Source organism: Streptomyces purpurogeneiscleroticus, assembly GCF_020024005.1.
Classification (GTDB): Bacteria; Actinomycetota; Actinomycetes; order Streptomycetales; family Streptomycetaceae; genus Streptomyces; species Streptomyces purpurogeneiscleroticus.
The window spans coordinates 1-21,448 of the sequence record NZ_NHSG01000210.1; the positions used below are offsets into that span (position 1 = coordinate 1).

At 74.1% G+C, this 21,448-nt stretch carries 16 protein-coding genes and 2 pseudogenes; 3 read left to right on the forward strand and 15 right to left on the reverse strand.

Annotated features, from left to right (window positions below):
• The 7 genes and pseudogenes from CCS38_RS13600 to CCS38_RS13630 form a co-directional block, all read right to left on the reverse strand.
• Nucleotides 1-1,744 (reverse strand): annotated as a pseudogene (locus tag CCS38_RS13600) (hypothetical protein); the annotation flags it as partial.
• A gap of 85 nt (nucleotides 1,745-1,829) precedes the next feature.
• A complete protein-coding gene (locus CCS38_RS13605; RefSeq protein WP_223733507.1) occupies nucleotides 1,830-2,765 on the reverse strand; it encodes a hypothetical protein in 936 nt (311 codons plus the stop codon).
• A 103-nt stretch (nucleotides 2,766-2,868) separates the two neighbouring features.
• Nucleotides 2,869-4,392 carry a hypothetical protein gene (locus tag CCS38_RS13610; protein ID WP_223733508.1) on the reverse strand — a complete coding sequence of 508 codons (1,524 nt, stop codon included), beginning with the start codon at nucleotides 4,390-4,392 and terminating at the stop codon, nucleotides 2,869-2,871.
• A gap of 56 nt (nucleotides 4,393-4,448) precedes the next feature.
• Nucleotides 4,449-5,093 carry a pyroglutamyl-peptidase I gene (gene pcp, locus CCS38_RS13615; RefSeq protein WP_223733509.1) on the reverse strand — a complete coding sequence of 215 codons (645 nt, stop codon included), beginning with the start codon at nucleotides 5,091-5,093 and terminating at the stop codon, nucleotides 4,449-4,451.
• Between the two features lie 52 nt (nucleotides 5,094-5,145).
• Complete coding sequence (locus tag CCS38_RS13620) at nucleotides 5,146-6,114, reverse strand: DUF979 domain-containing protein (protein WP_223733510.1); 969 nt, start codon at nucleotides 6,112-6,114, stop codon at nucleotides 5,146-5,148.
• Nucleotides 6,111-6,818 carry a DUF969 domain-containing protein gene (locus CCS38_RS13625; RefSeq protein ID WP_223733511.1) on the reverse strand — a complete coding sequence of 236 codons (708 nt, stop codon included), beginning with the start codon at nucleotides 6,816-6,818 and terminating at the stop codon, nucleotides 6,111-6,113. The genes CCS38_RS13620 and CCS38_RS13625 overlap by 4 nt, the downstream gene beginning before the upstream one ends.
• A 124-nt stretch (nucleotides 6,819-6,942) precedes the next feature.
• Nucleotides 6,943-7,656 carry a GntR family transcriptional regulator gene (locus CCS38_RS13630; RefSeq protein WP_223733520.1) on the reverse strand — a complete coding sequence of 238 codons (714 nt, stop codon included), beginning with the start codon at nucleotides 7,654-7,656 and terminating at the stop codon, nucleotides 6,943-6,945.
• Nucleotides 7,657-7,929: 273 nt separating this feature from the next.
• Between CCS38_RS13630 and CCS38_RS13635 the strand changes: the two genes are divergently transcribed.
• From CCS38_RS13635 to CCS38_RS13645, 3 genes are read left to right on the forward strand one after another with little or no spacing between them, the layout of a single operon-like run.
• A complete protein-coding gene (locus CCS38_RS13635; RefSeq protein ID WP_223733512.1) occupies nucleotides 7,930-8,694 on the forward strand; it encodes a LamB/YcsF family protein in 765 nt (254 codons plus the stop codon).
• Nucleotides 8,695-8,753: 59 nt separating this feature from the next.
• The gene (locus CCS38_RS13640; protein WP_223733521.1) at nucleotides 8,754-9,395 is read left to right on the forward strand and encodes a 5-oxoprolinase subunit B family protein; all 642 of its coding nucleotides are present in this window, start codon (nucleotides 8,754-8,756) and stop codon (nucleotides 9,393-9,395) included.
• Nucleotides 9,392-10,264 carry a 5-oxoprolinase subunit C family protein gene (locus CCS38_RS13645; RefSeq protein WP_223733513.1) on the forward strand — a complete coding sequence of 291 codons (873 nt, stop codon included), beginning with the start codon at nucleotides 9,392-9,394 and terminating at the stop codon, nucleotides 10,262-10,264. The genes CCS38_RS13640 and CCS38_RS13645 overlap by 4 nt, the downstream gene beginning before the upstream one ends.
• 81 nt (nucleotides 10,265-10,345) lie before the next feature.
• On the opposite strand, the gene CCS38_RS13650 is transcribed toward CCS38_RS13645, so the two are convergent.
• From CCS38_RS13650 to CCS38_RS13685, 8 genes and pseudogenes are all read right to left on the reverse strand, one after another.
• Entirely contained in the window at nucleotides 10,346-11,716 is a 1,371-nt protein-coding gene (locus CCS38_RS13650) for an NAD(P)/FAD-dependent oxidoreductase (protein ID WP_223733514.1), read from the reverse strand.
• 15 nt (nucleotides 11,717-11,731) lie between these two features.
• A complete protein-coding gene (locus CCS38_RS13655; RefSeq protein ID WP_223733515.1) occupies nucleotides 11,732-12,316 on the reverse strand; it encodes an XRE family transcriptional regulator in 585 nt (194 codons plus the stop codon).
• Between the two features lie 96 nt (nucleotides 12,317-12,412).
• Nucleotides 12,413-16,018: a hydantoinase B/oxoprolinase family protein gene (locus tag CCS38_RS13660; protein WP_223733516.1), complete on the reverse strand. Its 3,606-nt coding sequence runs from the start codon at nucleotides 16,016-16,018 to the stop codon at nucleotides 12,413-12,415.
• A 91-nt stretch (nucleotides 16,019-16,109) separates the two neighbouring features.
• Entirely contained in the window at nucleotides 16,110-17,252 is a 1,143-nt protein-coding gene (locus CCS38_RS13665; protein ID WP_223733522.1) for a glycosyltransferase, read from the reverse strand.
• Nucleotides 17,253-17,374: 122 nt separating this feature from the next.
• A complete protein-coding gene (locus CCS38_RS13670; protein ID WP_223733517.1) occupies nucleotides 17,375-18,499 on the reverse strand; it encodes a glycosyltransferase family 4 protein in 1,125 nt (374 codons plus the stop codon).
• A gap of 117 nt (nucleotides 18,500-18,616) precedes the next feature.
• Nucleotides 18,617-19,504, reverse strand: coding sequence for a carbohydrate kinase family protein (locus tag CCS38_RS13675; RefSeq protein WP_223733518.1), 888 nt, complete (start codon nucleotides 19,502-19,504; stop codon nucleotides 18,617-18,619).
• Between the two features lie 17 nt (nucleotides 19,505-19,521).
• Nucleotides 19,522-20,442 (reverse strand): pseudouridine-5'-phosphate glycosidase, encoded by a 921-nt coding sequence (locus tag CCS38_RS13680; protein ID WP_223733519.1) that lies wholly within the window; start codon nucleotides 20,440-20,442, stop codon nucleotides 19,522-19,524.
• Between the two features lie 295 nt (nucleotides 20,443-20,737).
• Nucleotides 20,738-21,448 (reverse strand): annotated as a pseudogene (locus tag CCS38_RS13685) (HEAT repeat domain-containing protein); the annotation flags it as partial.

The window sequence follows — 21,448 nt, forward strand, 5'->3', positions numbered from 1 at the left end:
CCTCCGCGCGGGCCGCGGCCAGTTCGGCGCGGGACTGGCGGGCCGCGGCCTCCTTGGCGCGGTCGGCGGTCTGCCGGGCCGCCTCACGGGCGGTGTCCCAGGACTCGACCGCGGCCTTCTCGGCGTCCGTGGCGGCGAGCGCCGCCCGCGCGGGGTCGGCGTCCGGCGCGGTGTCGTCCAGCCAGCCGGCCCGTACCGCCTCCGCCGTCTCCTGCTCGACCTCGGCCAGCCGCTGCTTGAGGTGCTCGGTCTCGCTGCGGGCGCGCTGGGCGGCGGTCGCGGCGGCGGTCGCGTCACGGTGCGCCGACTCGCCCGTCTCCTGAAGCGCTGCGGACCGCTCCTCCTCCTGGTTGGCCCAGGTCTCGGCCTCCGTAGCGGCGGCGTGCAACGCCCGTACGAGGTCGGCGGCGGCCTTGCTACGGGCGGCGAGCGCGGGCGCGGCGTCCCGCTCGGCCTCCTGGATCGCGGCGGCGACGCGCGCCGAGCGGTCGGCCGCTGCGCGGTGCCGCAGTACGGTCTCGGCGGCCTGCCAGGCGGAGTGCAGCGTACGGGCGTCGTTCAGCTCGCGGCGCTGGGCGGCGGCGCCCTTCTCGGCGGCGGCCAGTGCGAGGGAGGCGTGCCGGTAGGCGATCTCGGCGGAGATGAGCGAGCGGCGCTCGCGGGCGGACTCGGCCTCGGTGACGGCGTGGGAGGCGGCGGCGACCTGCTCGGCCAGTTCGGCGGCGCGGCCGCGCTCCTCGGTGGCGCGGGCATGCAGCCGCTGCGCGAGGTGGCGCGTGCGGCGCTCGGCCCCGGCGTGCACCTCCCGTGCGCGCTCCCGGTGTTCGGCGTTCTCGGCGATCTTCGAGAGGAGGTCGAGGGAGCCGGCGGTGAAGTCGCGCTCGGCGGTCAGCTCGGCGCGGCGGCCGAGCTTGTGTGCGAAGCCGTGCACGAGGTCGGCGAGGCCGTCGGTGTCGCGGGTGTCGGTGACCGCCCGCAGCAGCAGGTCGGTGAAGTCGGAGTCGTTCTTGACCGCGAAGAGACCGGCCGCCTCGCCCTCGTCGGCGTTCATCTCGCGCTGGTACCGGAAGAGTTCGGGGTCCAGGCCCAGCTCGCCCAGGTGTTCGTTCCAGCGCTCGTGGATCTCGACCCAGGCCACGTCGAGGTTGGGGTAGTTCTTGCCGGCCTCGGTGAGGGCGTCGCGGAAGCCCTTCATCGTGCGGCGGCGGCCCTGCGCTCCCGAGGCGCCCTCGACGATCGGGCGGACAGCAGTGGACTCGGCCACGGGGAGCGAGTCCAGGCTCATCCCGGGACCGGGGCGGAAGCTGTACCACGCCTCGGCGAACTTCCGCGGGTCGTTGGAGACCTGGCGGCCGCGCCACTCGCTTACCTTGCCGACCACGACGGTCTCGCCGGTGAGCGTGTGCTGCCACTCCAGCGCTACGTGGCCGCAGTCGTCGGCGAGCAGGAACTTGCGCAGCACACCGGAGCTGGCGCCGCCGAGGGTGTTGCGGTGGCCGGGCAGCATGACCGAGAAGATCAGCTTGAGCAGTACGGACTTGCCGCCGCCGTTCTCCAGGAAGAGCACGCCGGCGGGGGCCGGGCGGCGCGGCGGGCCGACCGGCTCCTCCTCGAAGAAGTCCGCCTGCGCCGGAGCCGGCCGGGGCACCGGCTCACCGACTCCGCGCAGGTCCAGGACCGTGTCGGCGTAGCGCGCACCGGCGGGCCCGATGGAGTAGAGGCGAACCCGGGACAGCTCGTACATAGCGGCGGACTCTCGTTGTGGTGACGGTGATCGGTGGTGGCCGGCCGGCGGGCCGACCGTGGGATTCAGGTGTACGGGGACGGGGTCAGCCCGAGTGGAAGGGCAGTCCCGCGTCGGCGACCAGGTCCAGGTCGTCGGTGTCCTCGGCGGGCAGCAGCGAGGCACTGCCGTCCGCTATCGGGACGACGCCCAGCTCCAGCAGCTCGGCCATGGCGGCCGTACCCGCCATGTCGCGCACCTGGAGCTGATACCGGGCGGTGGTGCGGTACGCGCCTCCGGCGTCGTCCCCCGTGCGCTGCAGGAAGCCGGAGTCGACGAGGAAGGAGACGGCCTTGGCGATGATGCCGGTGGTCGAGCCCGCCAGCCGCCGTGCGTCCTTCGTGGCGCCCGTCGAGCTGCGCCGGGCGTAGACCCGCCAGGACGCCTCCAGGCCGGGCGTGCCGCTGGTGGGGTCGGTGTTCTCGCCGGCCTGGGCGGCGCGCTCCTCCAGGCGGCGGCACGCCTGGCGGACGAAGGCGTCCACGCCGTTGACGGTGATGCGGCCGATGTAGCCGTCGTCGGCGAGGTCCTCGGGGCGCGGGAAGGCCATTGCCGCGACGGCCAGATGCGCGAGGCCGTGCAGGAAGCGGTCGCCCGCGTCCGTGGAGGCGCGGCGGGCGTAGTCGCCCATGCGGACCGCGAAGACGGAGTCCTCGGCCGCGGTGACGGCCATTCCGGCGCGGGTGGAGACCTCCAGGACGACCAGGCCGAGCCCGGAGGCGACGGCGTCGGTGAGCCGCGCGAAGGCGGGCTCGTCCCGATAGCGCCGCAGCAGCTCGCCGTACTCGACGTCGCGGGCCGGCAGCAGCTTGGGCTGGAGGCCGAAGGAGACCAGGCGGGCGGCGTCCGCCGCGTCGGCGGGGGTGACCGGCGCGGGGCCCTTGGCGGGCGGCTCCGCCTCGGGTGCGGGCACACCCCAGCCGTCGCCCGCGGCGGCCGTCGGGTCCGGCCGCGCGGCGTCGTCGGCGTCGTACTCGGTCACGAATCTGGCTCCTTGCGGCTCACGGTCTCAACTCTGGTGCGCCCCTGCGCGGGCCCCGCTGCGGCGGGCCCTTCGGGGCGGGCGGCGTCCACGGCTCCCGGCATCACGCCACCTCCGACCGCTCGGCGGCCATGCCGGCCGCGTCCAGCAGGGCGGTGCCCACGATCAGGTCGGCGCCGCCGAACTCCGGGTCGACCAGCTCCGTACCGTCGTCCACGGCGAACAGCAGGTTCTCCTCGCCCTGGCGGTAGGCCGTGCCGACCGGCGGGCTGGCGGCGTGCACGGCCATCAGCGCGACCAGGTACGGCAGTTCGGGGTCCTGGCGGCGGGCTTCGGCGAGCAGTCCGGAGAGCCGGCGCGGCGCGTCCGGGGGCAGTGTGAGCAGCGCGGTCGCGGCGTCCAGCTGCTCCTCGCTGAACCGGCTGTCGTCGGGCGTGGCGATCAGGTCGGGCTCGGGCATCTCGGCGCCCAGGTGCGCGCGCTCCTGGGGCGGGCTGAGCAGCATCTCGACCAGGTCGCCGACCCGGACGGCGGTGGGCGTGCGCAGGCCCGTGCCCTTGGCGAAGAAGGCGTCGGTGACCCGGGTGGACTGCTCCACGGGGAGCGGCAGTACGGGGGCGACGAGCTGGCCGTACAGGTCGAGTCCCGCGTGCGCGGCGGGCGGCGCGAACGCTTGCCGGTCCTGCTCGGCGCGGAAGAGCGGGCCCGCTTCCAGGAGGCGGGACTGCAGCTGGGTGTGGCGGCGGATGCAGTCCTTGACGATGTCGACGAGCTCGGCGGCGCGCCTCTTGTGCTCGGGTCCCTCGGCCTCGTCGCGGGCGCGGCGGATGTTGGTCAGGATGGCGTTCTCGTGGCGGTACCGGTCCGCCACGTGGTCGAGCGCCTCGGTGATCATGTCGGGGACGGCGCGCAGCCAGTCGACCGCGCGGACGTTGCGCCGGGTGGCGTCGAGGGTCTTGCGGAGCGTTTCGGCGTACTGCACCGTGCGGTACCGCGCCTGCTCGGCGGCGAGCTGGGCGTCGGCGAGGCGGCCGCGGCTGATGAGCACTTCCAGCTTGACCTCGGCGGCGATCTGGGCGCTGGTGACGTCCGTGTCCAGCGCGCCCACCAGGACGTTGACCGCCTCGTCGGTGGTACGGAGGTAAACCGTGCCGCCGGGGCCCGGGACCTCCTCGAGGAGCTTGAAGTCGTAGTCCCTGCGGACGTAGTCGCCCTCGGCGGAGAACGTGCCGTAGACCGCGCGGAAGCCGCGGTCCACGCTGCCGACGTTGATCAGATTCTCCAGGACCCAGCGGGCGACGCGCTCGTGCTCCGCCGCGGAGCGGCGCGGGGCCTGGGCCGCGATGCGGGGCAGCAGCCTGGCCACTATCTGTTCGTGGTCGGCGCCCGTGTCGAAGTCCATGTGGAGCGTGACGAGATCGATGGCGGCGAGGGCGACCTCGGCCATGGCGTAGACGCCGTACTCCCCCGCGAGGTTGGCCTTGCGCGCGTCGAGGTCGTGCAGCGGGGCCGTGCACGCGAGCGCGCGCAGCCGCCGGGCCAGGCCCTCGTCGGCCGCCGGGCCCGGCGCGGGCCGCGTCACCCCGCTGAACTGGGACGCAGCGCTCTGGGGGGATGGAGAAGTCACGGTGAACAGATTAGGCCGTCGCACTGACAACGGACGAAACGGCGCGGCCTCGCAGGTCAGTGTGTGGCGCCGCCCACAGCCTTGATGTCCTCGCTGCGCCCCGCCGCCGTGATCATGATCACGCGCAGCGCCTCGGCGACGGAGGTGACCGGGAGTGACGGCTTGCCCTTGTCGGTGACCTGCCCCGGAGCATACGGGACGTGCACGAAACCACCGCGCAGGGCGGGCCGTTCGGTGGCGACGAGGTGCATCAGCCCGTAGAAGACGTGGTTGCAGACGAAGGTGCCGGCGGTCTGCGAGAGCGAGGCGGGCAGCCCGGCCTCCCGCACGGCGGCGACGCACGCCTTGACCGGGAGCGTGGCGAAGTACGCGGCGGGACCGTCCTCGACGATCGGCACATCAATGGGCTGCGCACCCGAATTGTCGGGAATGCGCGCGTCATCGATGTTGATGGCCACGCGCTCGACCGTGACGTCCGGGCGGCCGCCGGCCTGGCCGACGCAGAGCACGACCTCGGGGTCGGCATCCGCGACGGCCCTGCGGAGCGCGTCGTTCGCTGCGCCGAAGACGCAGGGCAGTTCGGCGGTCGCGATCTCGTGGCCGGGCGGCGGGTCGGCCGCGACGGCCCGGACGGCCTGCCAGGAGGGGTTGACGCGCTCCCCGTCGAAGGGGGCGAATCCGGTCAGAAGTACCCGGGTCATGGAGTGTTACTCGGTTTCGGCAGGGTCCGCGTCGGAGCGCGAGGACGGACGTTCAGAAGGCGAAGACGGACATGATGACGATGTTGCAGCCCAGCAGCGCGAACGCGGTGGGCAGCTGGGCCTTGATCGGACCGTACTGGTCCTTCAGCTCCAGCAGCGCGGCGGGCACCACGTTGAAGTTGGCGGCCATCGGCGTGACGAGCGTGCCGCAGAAGCCGCAGAGCATGCCGATCGCGAGGATCGCCGGGGCGTTGCCGTGCGCCTGGTCGACGAGGACGGGCCAGCCGACGGCGGCGGTCATGACGGGGAAGGCCGCGAAGCCGTTGCCCATGATCACCGTGAACAGGAACATCCCGACGCAGTAGACGACCACCGCGGTGACCACCGAGCCGTGCGGCAGCACCGCCTTGGTGAGGATGCCCACCTGCTTGCCGACACCGGAGACGGCGAAGATCGTGCCAAGAGTGGCGAGCAGCTGCGGCAGCAGCATCGCCCAGCCCATGGACTCCAGCATCGAGCGGCCCGCGTGCAGGGGCGCCGCGGCCTGCTTCTCGCGCAGCATGACCATGGCGAGGGCGAGCGCCACCATGGCGCCGATGCCGAGCCCGAGGATGATCTCGCTGCCCTTCTGGAGGAGCGGCGTGCCCCCGAAGGAGAGCTCGGGAACGAGGACGGCGCAGACCAGGGCGACGGCGGGGATGGTCAGGGCGGGGATGAAGAGCTTGCTGCCGTGCTTACGGGCGCTCGCCTGCCGCTCCTCCGTAGTGGTCGTCCGGGGCTTGCCGCGTCCGGTGAACCCGAAGGCGGCCAGGCAGATCATCACGAGGACCGCGACGCCGAGCGGCTCGGCGGGTGCCGACTTCTCGACGACCCAGGAGCTGTAGACGAAGCCGGCGCCGAGCAGGCCCCAGAAGGCTGCCGTACCGAAGCGCTTGGGGTTGCTGCGGTCGGCGGCCATCTGCGCGGCCATCACGAGGAAGAGCGCGCCGACCAGCCAGTAGAACCACTCTGCCTTGATCACTTCGTGGCCTCCTGGGTGGCGAGTTCGACTCGGGCGCTGAGCAGTTCGCGCTCCAGCGTGCGGTCCATGCGCAGCAGCCGGCCGCCGTGGATGAGCATCGCGCAGATCCCGGTCGGGATGGCCCAGAGGGCGAGCTCCAGCGGTTCGAGGTGGGTCTGGTACGTCGAGTTGGCGAAGCCGGTGATCAGGAGGATCGAGCCGACGGCGAGGAAGACGTCCTCGCCGAAGAAGAGCCCGACGTTGTCCGCGCTGGCGGTGAAGGACCGGATCTTCTCGCGGGTCTTGTCCGGCAGCGCTCCGTAGCGGCGTTCTGCCGCGCCCTCGGCCATCGGGGCGGCGAGCGGGCGCACCGTCTGCGCGGGCCCGAAGAGGTCCTTCAGGCCGAGCGCGGCGAAGCACTGCCGCAGCACGAGGTAGAGCGTGAGGAAGCGTCCGGTGGTCAGCTTCGCGAAGCGCGCGATGAGGTTGCGGGCCTGCTCCTGGAGGCCGTGGCGCTCCAGGAGGCCGATCACCGGCAGCGTGATGACGAAGATCGTCACTGCCCGGCTGGAGGCGAAGCCGTCACCGAAGGCCGCGAGGACCTTCTGCGGCGACAGGCCGCCGAGGAATCCGGTGGCGATGCCCGCCACCCCCACCACCAGCAGGGGGTTGCGGCGCGTGGCGAATCCGATGATCACCACGAGAACGCCCAGAAGAACGATCACGGGACCGCCTTTCGCACGCAGAAACCCACGGGTCTCGTGGGGATGTGCCAGGACGGTAGAGGATCGTTCTACGATCCGACAATAGGTGGGTGATTCTTGTTACCCGCCGGAAGCCTGCTTCTTGTTACCCGCGGGAAGCCTGCCCGGCGACCTGCTGGGCGTACGCGCTGGACAGCTGCGCCCGGGAATCCTCCAGGTAGGACGCGAGCAGCCGTTCGGCCTGGACCACGTCGCCGCCCTGCAGCGCTTCGAGGATCTGGCGGTTCCGCGTGAGGTACGGCTCGTGGAAGCGGCGCGGGTCGTCCATCACGTGGAACACCAGCCGCAGCTCCGCGAGGACGCCGCGCATCAGCTCGTCCGTGCGGGGGCTGCCGGCCAGCGCGACCAGCGCCTGGTGAAAGCGGATGTTGGCCGTCGAGAGGTCCTGCCAGGACCGCTCCAGCGCGGCCCGCTCCCCCGCCACCACGGCCGCCTCGACCTGGTCCAGCGCGTACGGCGGCTCACCCAGGCCACGGATGACGGCGCATTCGATCATCCCGCGCACCCGGTAGATGTCGCTGAGGTCGTCCACCTCGACCATCCGCACGAAGACGCCCCGGTTCAGCTCGTGCACCAGCAGCCGCTCGTGCGTGAGCAGCCGGAACGCCTCCCGCAACGTGTTCCGCGACACCCCCAGCGCCCCGCCGATGGAGTCCTCCGACAGCCGCGCTCCGGGCGGGAAGAAGCCCTCCGCGATGCGGTCGCGCAGTATGTCCGCGACCCGCTCGGCGGTGCTCGTCCGCCCCAGCAGGGCCCGGTCCATCGCCAGTCCGTCCGGCTCCACGATCCGCCGGTCCATCCCCTTCGCCACCTCGCGCCTCACTTTCGTGCCCCTGGTCATCAGGACCGCGTACGGCGGCCGCGCGGCCGCCCGCAAGGGCACGCAGTCAATCCCAGATCGACGAACAAGACAACAACCCTCTTGTCCTATCGTTCAACAATCCTCTAGCTTGATGCGGTAACCGGCCGGCCCGAGCGCCCCAGGAGGACAGCCGCTACGGAAACGGGCCGGCCGGCTCTGCCTTGCCCCTGCCCCTGTCCGGCCCCGCCGGCCCTGTTGGAACGGACGCCCATGACGGACCCGGTGATCGATCTCAACGCCGACCTCGGTGAAGGGTTCGGGCGGTGGCACCTCACCGATGACGACAGTCTCCTCTCCGTCGTCACCAGCGCCAACGTCGCGTGCGGCTTCCACGCCGGCGACCCGTCGACGATGCGCAGGGTCTGCGAGACGGCCGCCGAGCGCGGCGTCCGCATCGGTGCCCAGGTGTCCTACCGCGACCTCGCCGGCTTCGGGCGCCGCGCCATGGACGTCCCCCCGGACGAGCTCGCCGACGAGATCGCGTACCAGATCGGCGCGCTGGAGGTCTTCGCGCGCGCCGCCGGGTCCCGCGTCGCCTATGTGAAGCCGCACGGCGCGCTGTACAACCGTGCCGTCCACGACACCGAGCAGGCCGGCGCGATCGTGGCCGGCATCCGGCGCGCGGCCGGCCCGCTGCCCGTACTCGGGCTCCCCGGCTCGCAGTTGCACGCGGCGGCGCGCGCCGCCGGGCTGCCCGCCGTCACCGAGGCGTTCGCCGACCGTGCCTACACGGCCGCGGGCACCCTGGTCCCGCGCCGGGAGCCCGGCGCGGTCGTCCACGACCCGGACACCGTCGTCAAGCGCTCCCTCGGCCTCGCCCGCGACCACGCCGTCACCTCCCTCGACGGCGAGCGCGTGGAGGTCGACGTGCAGTCGCTGTGCCTGCACGGTGACACCCCGGGTGCCGCGGCCCTCGCACGGCGCGTGCGCGACGAACTGACGGCAGCGGGCGTGCGCGTGGCGGCGTTCGCATGACCGCACTCCCGGCCCCCACCGAGGACCGCACCCGGAGCGCCGAGGACCGCGGCCTCCGTATGCGCACCCTGCCCGTGGGCGACCACGGCCTGCTCGTCGAGCTCGACAGCGGCGAGGCCGTCGAGGCGCTCCACGCGGAGCTGCTGCGCCGTGCCGCGGCCGGCCGGCTGCCCGCCACCCGCGAGATCGTCCCCGCGGCGCGCACCGTACTGATCGACGGGCTCGCCGAACCGGAGCGGTTCGCGGCCGAGCTGACCGGCTGGGACATCCCCCCGGCCACCCGCTCCGGGGCGCAGACCCTCGAAGTGCCCGTCCGCTACGACGGCCCCGACCTCGCCGACGTCGCCGAGCTGTGGGGCGTCACCCCGGAGGAGGTCGTGCGGATCCACTCCGGTACCGAATTCCGCGTCGCCTTCTGCGGTTTCGCGCCCGGCTTCGGCTACCTCACCGGCCTGCCCGAGCGCTATCACGTGCCGCGCCGCGCCACCCCGAGGACCCGCCTCCCGGTCGGCTCCGTGGCTCTCGCCGGCCCGTACACGGGGGTGTACCCGCGCTCCTCCCCCGGTGGCTGGCAGCTGCTGGGCACCACGGACGCCGTGCTGTGGGACGCGTCCCGGGAGCCGGCGGCGCTGTTCACACCGGGCACCCTCGTACGCTTCGTCCCGCAACCGTTCGACCCGCACCCGGAGGCGGCCCAGTGACCGACCGCGCATTCGCCGTCGTACGCGCCGGAGCACTGACCACCGTCCAGGACCTCGGCCGCGCCGGCCACGCCCACCTGGGCGTCCCGCGCTCCGGCGCGCTCGACGCGGCCGCCCACCGCCTCGCCAACCGCCTCGTCGGCAACGGCTCCGAGGCGGCCACCCTGGAGACCACCGTCACCGGATGCGCGGTACGAATGCGCAGCGCCGTCACCGTGGCCGTCACGGGCGCGCCCTGCCCGGTGACCGTCGACGGCCGCCCCGCCGCCTGGGGCGCCCCCGTGCACGTACCGGCCGACGCCGTCCTGGAGGTGGGCACCGCCACCTACGGGCTGCGCAGTTACCTGGCCTTCGCGGGCGGCATCGAGGCCGAGCCGGTGCTCGGCAGCCGCGCCACCGACCTCCTCTCGGGGCTCGGCCCCGACCCGCTCGCCGACGGCGCCGTGCTGCCGCTCGGCACACCGGGCGCACCAGTGCCCACGGCCGACGCGGTCCCGCACGCCGGCCCGGCACTCGAACTGGTCCTGCCCGTCCGCCTCGGGCCGCGCGACGACTGGTTCACGGAGGCGGGGCTGCGTACCCTCCTGACCGGCGTCTGGCGGGTGTCGTCCGCGAGCAACCGCATCGGGCTACGCACCGAGGGCCCGTCCCTGGAGCGCGCCCGGGACGGCGAACTCCCCAGCGAGGGCATGGCCCTGGGCGCCGTCCAGGTCCCCCCGAACGGCCTCCCGGTCCTCTTCCTCGCCGACCACCCCACAACCGGCGGCTATCCGGTCATCGGCGTCGTACGGGAGTCCGCACTGCCCGCCGCCGCCCAGGCCGCACCGGGGACCCCGGTGCGCTTCGTACGGGCACACAGCGGCGCCTGAGGGCCTTTCTCCGGCTGGCCGCCCTGTTCTCGGCTGTGCGCGGTACGGGTGCGGACGCGATCAGTACCGCGCCGACCAATGTCAGCGCCCCGAGATACGGTCGGCGATCTTTGCGATCGGGGCGGTGGTGGTGCGGCGCGCCGCCTCGCTGCGGTCCGCGGCCCGGTAGGCGGCGTACATGCCGTGTACGCCGAGCCAGCGGGCCGGCTCCGGTTCCCAGCCGCGTGTCCGGTGGCCCGTCCACGGCAGCCGGGTCAGGTCGGTGTCCCGTTCCAGTACGAGGTCCCGCAGGGTGCGGCCGGCCAGGTTGGTCGCCGCGACGCCGTGCCCGACGTAGCCGCCGGCCCAGCCCAGCCCTGTACGCCGGTCGAAGGACACCGACGCGCACCAGTCGCGCGGCACGGCCAGCACGCCCGACCAGGCGTGGTCGATCCGTGCGCCGGCGGTCGCGGGCAGCAGCCGGGCCAGGGTGTCACGCAGCGCCCGTACGGTCTTCGGGCTGGTCCGGCCGTCCCGGTCCACGCGGGACCCGAAGCGGTACGGGACGCCGCGTCCGCCGATCGCGATGCGGCCGTCGGCGGTGCGCTGCGCATACGTGTAGGCGTGCGTGAGGTCGCTGAGCAGTTCGTGCCCGTCCCAGCCGATGGTCTTCCACGCCTCTTCGGGCAGCGGTTCGGTGACCACCATGGAGGAGTTCATCGGCAGCCAGGTGCGGCGCTCTCCGTGCAGGTCGCTGGTGAACCCCTCGGTGGCCCGGAGGATGCGACGGGCCCGCACCGTCCCGAAGGGCGTCTCGGCGCGCCCCGGTGCGATGCGGGTGACGGGTGTGGACTCGTGGATCGTCACCCCGAGGGCGGCGACCGCCCGGGCGAGGCCCTGCACCAGCTTGGCCGGGTGGACACGGGCGCAGTGCGGGTTGTGCACGCCGCCCAGCGCGCCGGCCACGTCCACCCGGTCGCGCACCTCGTGCCCCGAGAGCAGGACTTCGTCCGCGTTGCCCCAGTGCAGGGACTTTTCGTGTACGGCGCGCAGTCGCGGCAGCTGGGCGGGCCGGTGAGCCACGGTCAGGTAGCCGCTCTTGACGATGTCGGCGTCGATGCCCTCGGCCCCGGCCACCGCGATGACCTCGTCCACCGTGGCGTTCATGGCCCGCTGCAGCTCCCGTACGGATTGCGGCCCGCGCTCCCGTGCGTACACCGCTGGGGAACCGGCGATCTTGCCGCTGAGCCAGCCGGCGTTGCGCCCCGAGGCCCCGAAGCCCGCGAACTCCCGCTCCAGTACGACGATGCGGAGGCCCGGCTCGGCCTTCTTGAGGTAGTACGCGGTCCACAGCCCGGTGAAGCCGGCGCCGACGATGCACACGTCGGCGTCGACCGGGCCGTCCAGGGGGTCGCGCCGGCTGGGAATGCCGGTCTGGCGGTACCAGAAGGAGATGTTGCCGTTCAACGTCATCGCGACCTCCGTCGCTCAGTAGCTGGGCGGGCTGATCACCCACAGGACCCTGGCGCCGTCGCCGCCGGTCTCCACGAGCTTGTGGGGGACGGCACTGCTGTGCCGGATGCTGTCGCCGGGCCCGAGGACGAAGCGCTCGCCCTCCAGGTGCAGTTCGACCTCGCCCTCCAGCACGTAGAGGAACTCCTCGGAGTCGCCGTGCGTGTAGGGCCGGTCGCCGGTCGACCCGCCGGGCTCGAACTCGCCGAGGAACGCCTCCAGATGGTGCTGCGGGCCCGGCGTGAGCCGGAACTTGCGCCCCAGCACCCCGAAGGTCAGGCTCGGCGCCGCGGCCGCCTTCAGGACGCGCGGCCCGGTCGTGTAGTCCGCGGCGAAGAGGTCGCCCATCTTCAGCCCGAGCGCGGCGGCGATCTGCTGGAGCGTGGCGATGCTCGGGTTGGCGATGCCGCGTTCGACCTGGCTGAGGTAGCCCTCGCTGATCCCGGCGGCGTCGGCGACGGCCCGCAGGGTGCGCCGCCGGGCGCGCCTCAGGGCACGCAGCCGGTGGCCTACGGGAACGTCGTCGGGCTCGTGCCGCTCGTCGGCGGTCTCGTGTGCCATGCCCGGGAACCTAAGACTCACCGGCCCCCGGGACAAGACTTCTTGCACAGCAACTCAGAAAACTTAACTGCCGTGCTGCGCGGGCCCTTCGCGGACCTACGAGCGCCGCGGCGGCCCGTAGCCGCCCCCGCCCGGCGTGCGGAGCACCAGCACGTCGCCCGCGCCCACCTCGGCCACGTCGCAGCCCTCCAGCCGCTCCGTGCCGCCCTCCGCGCGCTCCACGCGGTTCTCGCCCGGTGCGCCCGGTCCGCCGCCCGCCATGCCGTACGGCGGCACCCTGCGGTGTCCGGTCAGCAGCGCCACCGTCATCGGCTCCAGGAAGCGGATGCGGCGGGTGACACCGCAGCCGCCGTGCCACCGTCCGCGGCCGCCGCTGCCCTCCCGTACGGAGAAGTCCTCCACCCGTACCGGGTAGCGCCACTCCAGCACTTCGGGGTCGGTGAGGCGGGAGTTGGTCATATGGGTCTGCACGGCATCGGCACCGTGGAAGCCGTCGCCCGCGCCCGAGCCGCTGGCGACCGTCTCGTAGTACTGCACGCGGTCGTTCCCGAAGGTGACGTTGTTCATCGTGCCGGCGCCCTCGGCCTGGACGCCCAGCGCCCCGTAGAGCGCGCCGGTGACCGCCTGGGAGGTCTCCACGTTCCCGGCCACGGTGGCGGCCGGGAAGACCGGCGCGAGCATCGAGCCCTCCGGGATGCGCACCTCGACGGGCTTCAGGCAGCCGCTGTTGAGCGGGATGTCCTCGGCGACCAGGGTGCGGAAGACGTACAGGACGGCGGCCATCACCACGGAGCTGGGCGCGTTGGCGTTACCGGGCTGCTGAGGCGAGGTACCGGCGAAGTCGAGCACCGCGCTGCGCGTCTCCCGGTCCACGGTCAGCGCGACCCGGATCTCCGCGCCGCTGTCGGTCTCGTACCGGAAGGAGCCGTCGGCGAGCCCGGCGATGATCCGGCGCACCGACTCCTCGGCGTTGTCCTGCACGTGGCCCATGTAGGCACGCACCACGTCGAGGCCGAACTGCCCGATCATCTTGTGCAGTTCCCTGATGCCCTTCTCGTTGGCGGCGATCTGCGCCCGGAGGTCGGCGATGTTGGCGTCCGGGGAGCGCGAGGGGTACGGCCCCTCGGTGAGCAGCCGCCGCGTCTCCTCCTCGCGCAGCCGGCCGTCCCGTACGAGCAGCCAGTTGTCGAAGAGGACGCCCTCCTCCTGGATCGTGCGGCTGAAGGCGGGCATGGAGCCCGGCGTGATGCCGCCGATCTCCGCGTGGTGACCGCGGGAGGCCACCAGGAAGAGCAGCTCTTCGTCCCGCTCGTCGAACACGGGGGTGACGACCGTGACATCGGGGAGGTGCGTTCCTCCGTGGTACGGGTCGTTGATCGCGTACACGTCGCCGGGGCGCATGTCGTCCCGGCGGCGCCGCAGCACCTCCTTGATGGATTCGCCCATCGAGCCCAGGTGGACGGGGATGTGCGGCGCGTTGGCGATCAGATTGCCGGCGGCGTCGAACAGTGCGCAGGAGAAGTCCAGCCGCTCCTTGATGTTCACGGAGTGCGCGGTGTTTTCGAGGCGTACGCCCATCTGCTCGGCGATGGCCATGAAGAGGCTGTTGAAGACCTCCAGCATGACCGGGTCGGCCGCGGTGCCGACGGCCGTGCGCTCCGGACGCGCCTCGACCCGGGTGAGCAGCAGGTGCCCGTGGTCGCCGGCGGCCGCCCGCCAGCCGGGGTCGACGACGGTCGTCGCGTCGTCCTCGACGAGGATCGCGGGCCCGGTCACGGCGTCACCGGGCCGCAGGTCCTCCCGGCGGTACAGCCGGGTCTCCTGGCGCCGTCCCTCGACGAACATCCGCACGGTGTCCAGCGGCCGCAGCTCGCCCTCTCGCTCCGCGGCGAGGCTTTGGTGCCCCGAGGTGCCACCGGCCGCGCCGACGGCCTCCACAGAGGCCGCCTCGGCGATCAGCGGCTTGTCCATGGTGAAGGCGTACCGGGCACGGTGGACGCGCGCGAACTCGGCCGCCATGTCGTCCGCGTCGGCCAGCGGTACGGGGATGCCCGCGTCGGTGCCCGCGTACCGGAGGACGACGCGGGCCCGGGTGGTGATGCTCTCCTCGGGCACGCCGTCGGCGCGGAGCTCCTCACGGGTACGCGCCGCAAGGCCGTCACAGGTTGCGCGGACGCGGCCCATGGCGCCCGCCGTCAGCTCGGTCTCGATGGACTGCTCGCGCATCGCGGTGGCGTCGGCGACCCCGATCCCGTACGCGGAGAGCACACCGGCCAGCGGCGGGACGATCACGGTGCTGATGCCGAGCGCGTCGGCGACCGCGCAGGCGTGCTGGCCGCCCGCGCCGCCGAAGCTGGTGAGCGCGTACCGGGTGACGTCGTGGCCGCGCTGCACGGAGATCTTCTTGACCGCGTTGGCCATGTTCAGCACGGCGATGTCCAGGAACCCGGCGGCAACCTCCTCCGGGCCGCGCCGGTCGCCCACCGCCCGCTCCGCCTCCCGCGCGAGCGCTTCAAAGCGCTCGCGCACCACGTCCGCGTCCAGCGGCTGGTCGCCGTGCGGCCCGAAGACCGCGGGGAAGTGGGCGGGCTGGATGCGGCCGAGCATGACGTTGGCGTCGGTGACGGTGAGCGGGCCACCGCGGCGGTAACAGGCGGGCCCGGGGACGGCGCCCGCCGAGTCGGGTCCCACCCGGTAGCGGCGGCCGTCGAAGTGCAGGACGGAGCCGCCGCCGGCCGCGACCGTGTGGATGTTCATCATGGGCGCGCGCATCCGGACGCCCGCGACCTCGCTTCCGAAGACGCGCTCGAACTCGCCCGCGTAGTGCGACACATCGGTGGACGTGCCGCCCATGTCGAAGCCGATCACCTTGTCGTGCCCGGCCTCGGCGGCGGACCGGACCATGCCCACGACACCACCGGCCGGCCCGGAGAGCACCGCGTCCTTCCCCCTGAAGTGCTCCGCCTGCCGCAGCCCTCCGTTGGACTGCATGAACATCAGCCGGATACCGGGGAGTTGTGCGGCGACCTCCTCCACGTAGCGCCGCAGGATGGGCGACAGATAGGCGTCCACCACGGTGGTGTCGCCGCGCGGTACGAGCTTCATCAGCGGGCTCACCTCGTGCGAGCAGCTGATCTGCGTGAACCCCGCGTCCGCGGCCAGCTCGGCGAGCTGCTTCTCGTGGGCGGGGTGGCGGTAGCCGTGCAGGAGCACGATGGCGGCGCTGCGGAAGCCCGCTTCGTATGCGGCGGCCAGCGCTTCCCGGGCCGCGTCCGCGTCGAGGGGCGTGACCGTCTCCCCATGGGCGTCCACGCGCTCCGGTACCTCGATCACCCGGTCGTAGAGCGCGTCCGGCAGCACGATGTGCCGGTCGAACAGCCGGGGCCGGTTCTGGTACGCGATGCGCAGCGCGTCCTTGAAGCCGCGCGTGGTGACGAGCACGGTGGGCTCACCCTTGCGCTCCAGGAGGGCGTTGGTGGCCACGGTGGTCCCCATCTTGACGACGGCCACCCGCTCCGCCGGCACCGGCTCCCCGGGGCTCAGCCCCAGCACCTCACGGACCCCGGCGACGGCCGCATCGTCGTACCGCTCGGGGTGGTGCGAGAGCAGCTTCCGGGTGACCAGCGCGCCGTCCGGCCGCCGCGCCACCACATCGGTGAAGGTCCCGCCCCGGTCGATCCAGAACTCCCAGCGTCCCGTCATGCGGCCATTGTGACAACGGACCGGCGCGCACGGCGGGACCGCCGGGCGCGCGGGTCCCGGAGACCCACCGAGCGTCCGCACCGATCAGCCGTCAGCCCCGGACGCCCTGCGCCTGCGGAACGGCCAGCGGGGCCGCGTCGTGGGCCGTGAGGAAGGCGTTGACCGCGGTGTGCCAGCCGAAGTGCTCGGCGCGGCGGCGGGCCGTGGTGCGGCGCGGCCCTTCGGGGCGGGCAAGGACGCGACGTACTGCGGCGGCGATGCTGTCGCCGTCGTCGAGTGCGGTCTCGCCCGCGGGGCCGATCAGCCCGGCGAGGGCGGAGCCGGCATTGGCCACGACCGGGGTGCCGCAGGCCAGTGCCTCCATGGCGGCGAGGCCGAAGGTCTCGGCGGGGCCGGGCGCCAGGAGGACGTCGGCACTGGCCTGGAGCGCGGCGAGCGCGCCGGAGTCGGCGACGTGGCCGAGGAAGGCCACCGGCAGCCCCTCGGCCCGGGCCCGGGTCTCCAGACGGGCGCGCAGCGGGCCGTCACCGGCCACGGCCAGCGCGGCGTCCGTCCCGTCGGCCCGGAGCCGCGAGAGGGCTTCCAGGGCCCTTGCCGGGCGCTTCTCGACCGACAGCCGGGAGCACAGCAGGAGCACGGCGGACGCGCCGCCGCCGATCCGCCGGCGCAGCTCCTGGCTGCGGCAGCCGGGGTGGGCGCGGGCCAGGTCGACGCCGAGCGGCGCGGTGACGACGTTGCGCGCGCCGGTCCGGGTGAACTCGGCGGCCGCCCACTCGGTCGTACAGACGACGCGGCTGTACGCGTGGGCCGTACGGGAGTTGAGCCGGTCAGCGACGGAGCGTGCGGCGCGGCGGGGCACGCCCCAGGTGTGCAGCACGCCGTCGACGCTCTCGTGGGAGACCATCACCGCCGGCACCCGGGCGCGCCGGGCCCACTCGCCGGTCCAGCGCAGCGTGGTGCGGTCGGAGACCTCCAGGCGGTCCGGCGCGAGGGTGTGCAGCAGGCGCTCCAGGCGCGCCCGGCCGGCGAGGACGCGGTAGCCACCGGTTCCGGGCAGCACCGGGCCCGGGAGGGTGATCACCCGTCCCTGTGCGGTGTGTTCGTCGCTCGCGGCCGGGCCCGGGACGACGAGTACCGGGTCGTGGCCGGCCGCCCGGTAGCCCTCGCCCAGTTCGCGCAGCGCTGTGCGCAGCCCGCCCGACGCCGGGGTGACGAAGTTGGCGAGGCGGACGATGCGGAGGCCCTCGCGGCCCGTTCCCCCGTGGTGCGCCGTCCCCGCGTGCCCCGTCGTCCCGGCGTACCCCGTCCCCGTGTACGCCGCACCGCTGTACTCCGTACCGTCGCGCCTCGTGCTGCTCACGCCGCCACCGCCTCCGGTTGTCCCAGTACGTCCTCGTAGTGCGCCAGCAGCCGGTCGCCGACCGCCTCCCAGGTGCGGTCCGCGACCGCCGCCCGGCCCGCCGCCCCGTAGGCGGCGCGCAGCTTCGGATTGCCGGCGAGTACCTGCACCGCGTCGCGGACCGCGGTGGCGTCACCGGGCGGAACGAGCAGCCCGGTGCGCCCGTGAGCCACCAGATCCAGCGGCCCGCCCGCCGCGGGCGCCACCACCGGCACCCCGCTGGCCATCGCCTCCTGCACGGTCTGGCCGAAGGTCTCGTACGGCCCGGTGTGCACGAAGACATCGAGAGTGGCGAAGAGCCGGGCCAGTTCGTCCCCGGTACGGCGGCCGAGGAAGCGCGCCTCGGGGAGCGCGGCGCGCAGCCCCGGGGCGCTCGGCCCGTCACCGATCACGACGGTCCGCACCCCCGGGAGCCGCGCCGCCTCCCGGAGCAGCCCGACCTCCTTCTCCGGGGCGAGCCGCCCGATGTACCCGACCAGCACTTCGCGCCCGGCTGCCAGCGAACTGCGCAGCACCTCGTCGCGGCGGGCCGGGTGGAAGCGCATGGAGTCCACCCCGCGCGGCCACAGCCGTACACGGGGCACGCCGTGCTCGGCCAGCTCCCGGGCGGCGGCGGTGGAGGGGGCGAGGGTGCGGTCCGCCGCGGTGTGCACGGCACGCAGCCGCCGCCAGGCCGCCCCGGTACCGGCGCCCAGGTACGTGCGGGCGTAGCGCCCCAGGTCGGTCTGGTACACGGCGACGGCCGGCACGCCCAGCCGGGTCGCGGCCGCCATGCCGCGCACGCCGAGCACGAAAGGGCTCGCGAGGTGGACGACGTCGGGCCGGTGCGCGGCGAGCGCGGCGGCCAGCCGGCGGCCCGGCAGCGCCACCCGTACCTGCGGGTATCCGGGCAGCGGCAGCGAGGGCACCCGGACGACCGGGCACGGCAGGCCCCGCCCGCCCTCCGGGTCCTGCGCCGCCGCCGGGGCGACGACCAGTGGTTCGTGGCCGCGCCGCACCAGGTGCCGGGCGGTTTGCAGGGTGCAGTGTGCGACGCCGTTGACGTCGGGCGGGAAGGATTCGGTGACGATGGCGACACGCATACTCGTGTTGTCGGCGGGCCGGGCATGGACGGGGCCACGGGGATCTTTCCAGCGGGGGAACGTCCCATGAGCGTTCCGTCGTCGGCGGTGCGCCGGCGCCTCTTGAGGCCCCGAGTGTCAGGCCGACGCCCCCGGCGTGCGCAGGACCCGCGCGGCAGTGGCGTGCCCGGCCGCGCACGCCGCACGGATGCCGGCGCCCGTCAGGCAGGCGGTGAGGTAGCCCGCGGCGAACGCGTCACCGGCGCCGGTCAGATCACGCACGCCGTCGACCGGCGGAACGGCGATTCGCAAGGGCGGGTGCCCGGGGGCGAGGACCGTGGTCGGGCGGGCGCCGTCCTTGACGATCACCGTGGTGCCGGGCAGCCGGCCGGCCAGGACCCGCAGGTCGGCGCCCTCCGGGTCCGTTCCGCCGCCCCCGCGCGTCAGGGCCTCCGCTTCGGCGCGGTTGGCGAAGAGGACGTGCGGCGCCAGCGTGCCCAGGAGTCGCAGGAACCGCAGCTCCCCATAGGCGCGCAGCATCCCGGTGGACGACGCGTCGACGGACACCGTGCCGCCGCGCGCGGCCGTACGGCGCAGCGCGTCGGCCGCCGCCGTCCCGGCCGGCTCGCCGGCGAACGCGTACGCCGGTACGTGCAGGTGCGCGAGGCCGTCGGTCCACTCCGGGGCGACCGGCTCCAAGAGCGTGGCCGCGCCCCGATACGGCAGCATCGTGCGCTCACCGGAAGGGTCGATCAGTACCACGACGCTGCCGGTCCGCCCGGCGCGCTGGACCCGGACGTCGACGCCGTGCGACACCAGCTCTGCGACGAGCCGGTCGCCCTCCGGGTCGGCGCCCACGCAGCCGATGAACCGGGTGGGGTGCCGCTCCCCCGCGAACGCGGCCACGTTGGCCGCGCTGCCGCCACGCACGCGGTACATGGTCACTTCGGTGTCCGAGGCCGCCCGCAACGGCTCGCGCAGCCACACCACATGGTCTTCCAGCAGATCCCCGAGGACCCCGAGCACGGCCTCGCCCCCGTTGCTCAGCCGGCGGCGGCCCGCGCGATCGCGGCGCCGACGGTGACGTTGTTGCGGTAGACCTCGGCGTTGACGTCCAGGCTGCGGCCGCCGGTCGCGCGGCGGATGTGGTCCAGCAGGAACGGCGTCGTGGCGGCCCCTGAGACGCCCTCTCGCGCCGCCGCATCCCACGCCTCGGCCAGCACCCGCTCGTGCAGCCGCGGATCGAGCTGGCGGTCACGTGGTACGGGATTGGCGACGAGCAGCGCGGAGCGGAGGCCGAGCGCGTCCCGGGCCCGGATCATCGCGGCGATCTCCTCGGGCGACTCCGCCGACGTGTCGAGCCCATGGCCCGAGTCGGCGACGTAGAAGCCGGGGAAACGGCGCGTGCGGTAGCCGACGACCGGGATGCTCAGGGTCTCCAGGCGCTCCAGGGTCGCCCCGATGTCCAGCACGGACTTCACCCCCGCGCTGACCACCGTCACCGGGGTGCGGGCGAGGGTCACCAGGTCCGCCGACTCGTCGAAGCTGGTCCGCGCCCCGTGGTGCACCCCGCCGAGGCCCCCCGTGGCGAACACCTGGACGCCCGCGAGGTGCGCGAGGTGGGCGGTGGCGGCCACCGTCGTCCCGGCGTCCCTGCCGGTGGCGATCGCCCCCGGCAGGTCGCGGACGCTCGCCTTGGCCACGTCGTCCGCGGTGCACAGCCGCTCAATGTCGGCGTCGGAGAGGCCCACGGTGGGGACGCCCGCCACCACGCCGGTCGTCGCCGGCACCGCTCCGGCGGCGCGCAGGATCTCCTCGGCCTCGCGTGCGATGGCGAGGTTCCGCGGCCGGGGCAGCCCGTGCGTAAAGATCGTCGATTCCAGCGCGACCACGGGGCGCCCGGCGTCGAGCGCCCGGTGCACCTCGTCGGACACTGCGGGGAGGTGCGCTGCCTGCCGGGTCATCTCCTGCTGCCTCCTGGGACGCGACGACGCGGGCCATCGTGCGGCCACGGGCGTTCCGCGCTCGGCACGAAGACGGTGCGATGTTCCCGTACGGCTGTTCTCTGCCCGGATCGGCTGCGCCCTATCCCGTAGGGGCGTCCACGGCCGCGTACTCCGTGGGGCGGTCGGCTGCACCCGGGTGGGGTCGACAGCGCGTCGTACGGAGAGCGACGACGCGCCACATGAAGGGAGGGCGGCACACGGGCCCGAGGGCGGCGCCCCGCTTCCCGCAGCGCGGCGTACTCCCCAGGACCTCTCAGACCTCGGCCGCGTCCGGCCCGATCCGGCCCCGTACGGCGGTCTGGACCTCGGTCTCCTCGGCCGGATCTGCGGCGAGCCGGCGGAGCTGCTCGACGACGCGGGCGTCGCCGGTCGCGGCCGTACGGGCGGCGAGCTCCCGGGTGGTCTCCTCGCAGTCCCACAGGCACTCGACGGCGAAGCCCGCGGCGAAGCCGGGGTCGGTGGCGGCCAGCGCGGCGGCGGCCCGGCCGCGCAGGTGGGAGGAGGAGGTTTCGCGGTAGATGTGGCGCAGTACGGGCGCGGCGCACTCGACGCCGAGCCGTCCGACGCCGTCGGCCAGCTCCCACAGGCCGTCCGCGTCCGGACCCTCGGCCTGCACGGTCCTGCGGAGCACGGCGAGCACCGTGTCGGCGTCCCGGGCGCCGCCGCGGCGGGCCAGCAGCGCGGCGGCCACGGCGCCCAGCCGGTCCGGGCGGCGGGCCCACACACGGGCACGTCCGACGGCCGCCACGGACCGCATACGGCAGAAGGCACCGGTCGCTGCCTCGACGAGCTCCGGGCAGGCGAGCGGGTCGGAGGCGGCGGCCTCGATCAGGTCGAGCGCTTCGGGGTCGCCCCGTTCGGCGAGGTGGCGCAGGGCAGCCGCGCGGGCGGCGTCCGGACCGCTGCGGGCGGCCGCCAGCAGCTCGGGGCGGTCCTCCGGGCCGGCCACCGCGGCCAGGCAGCG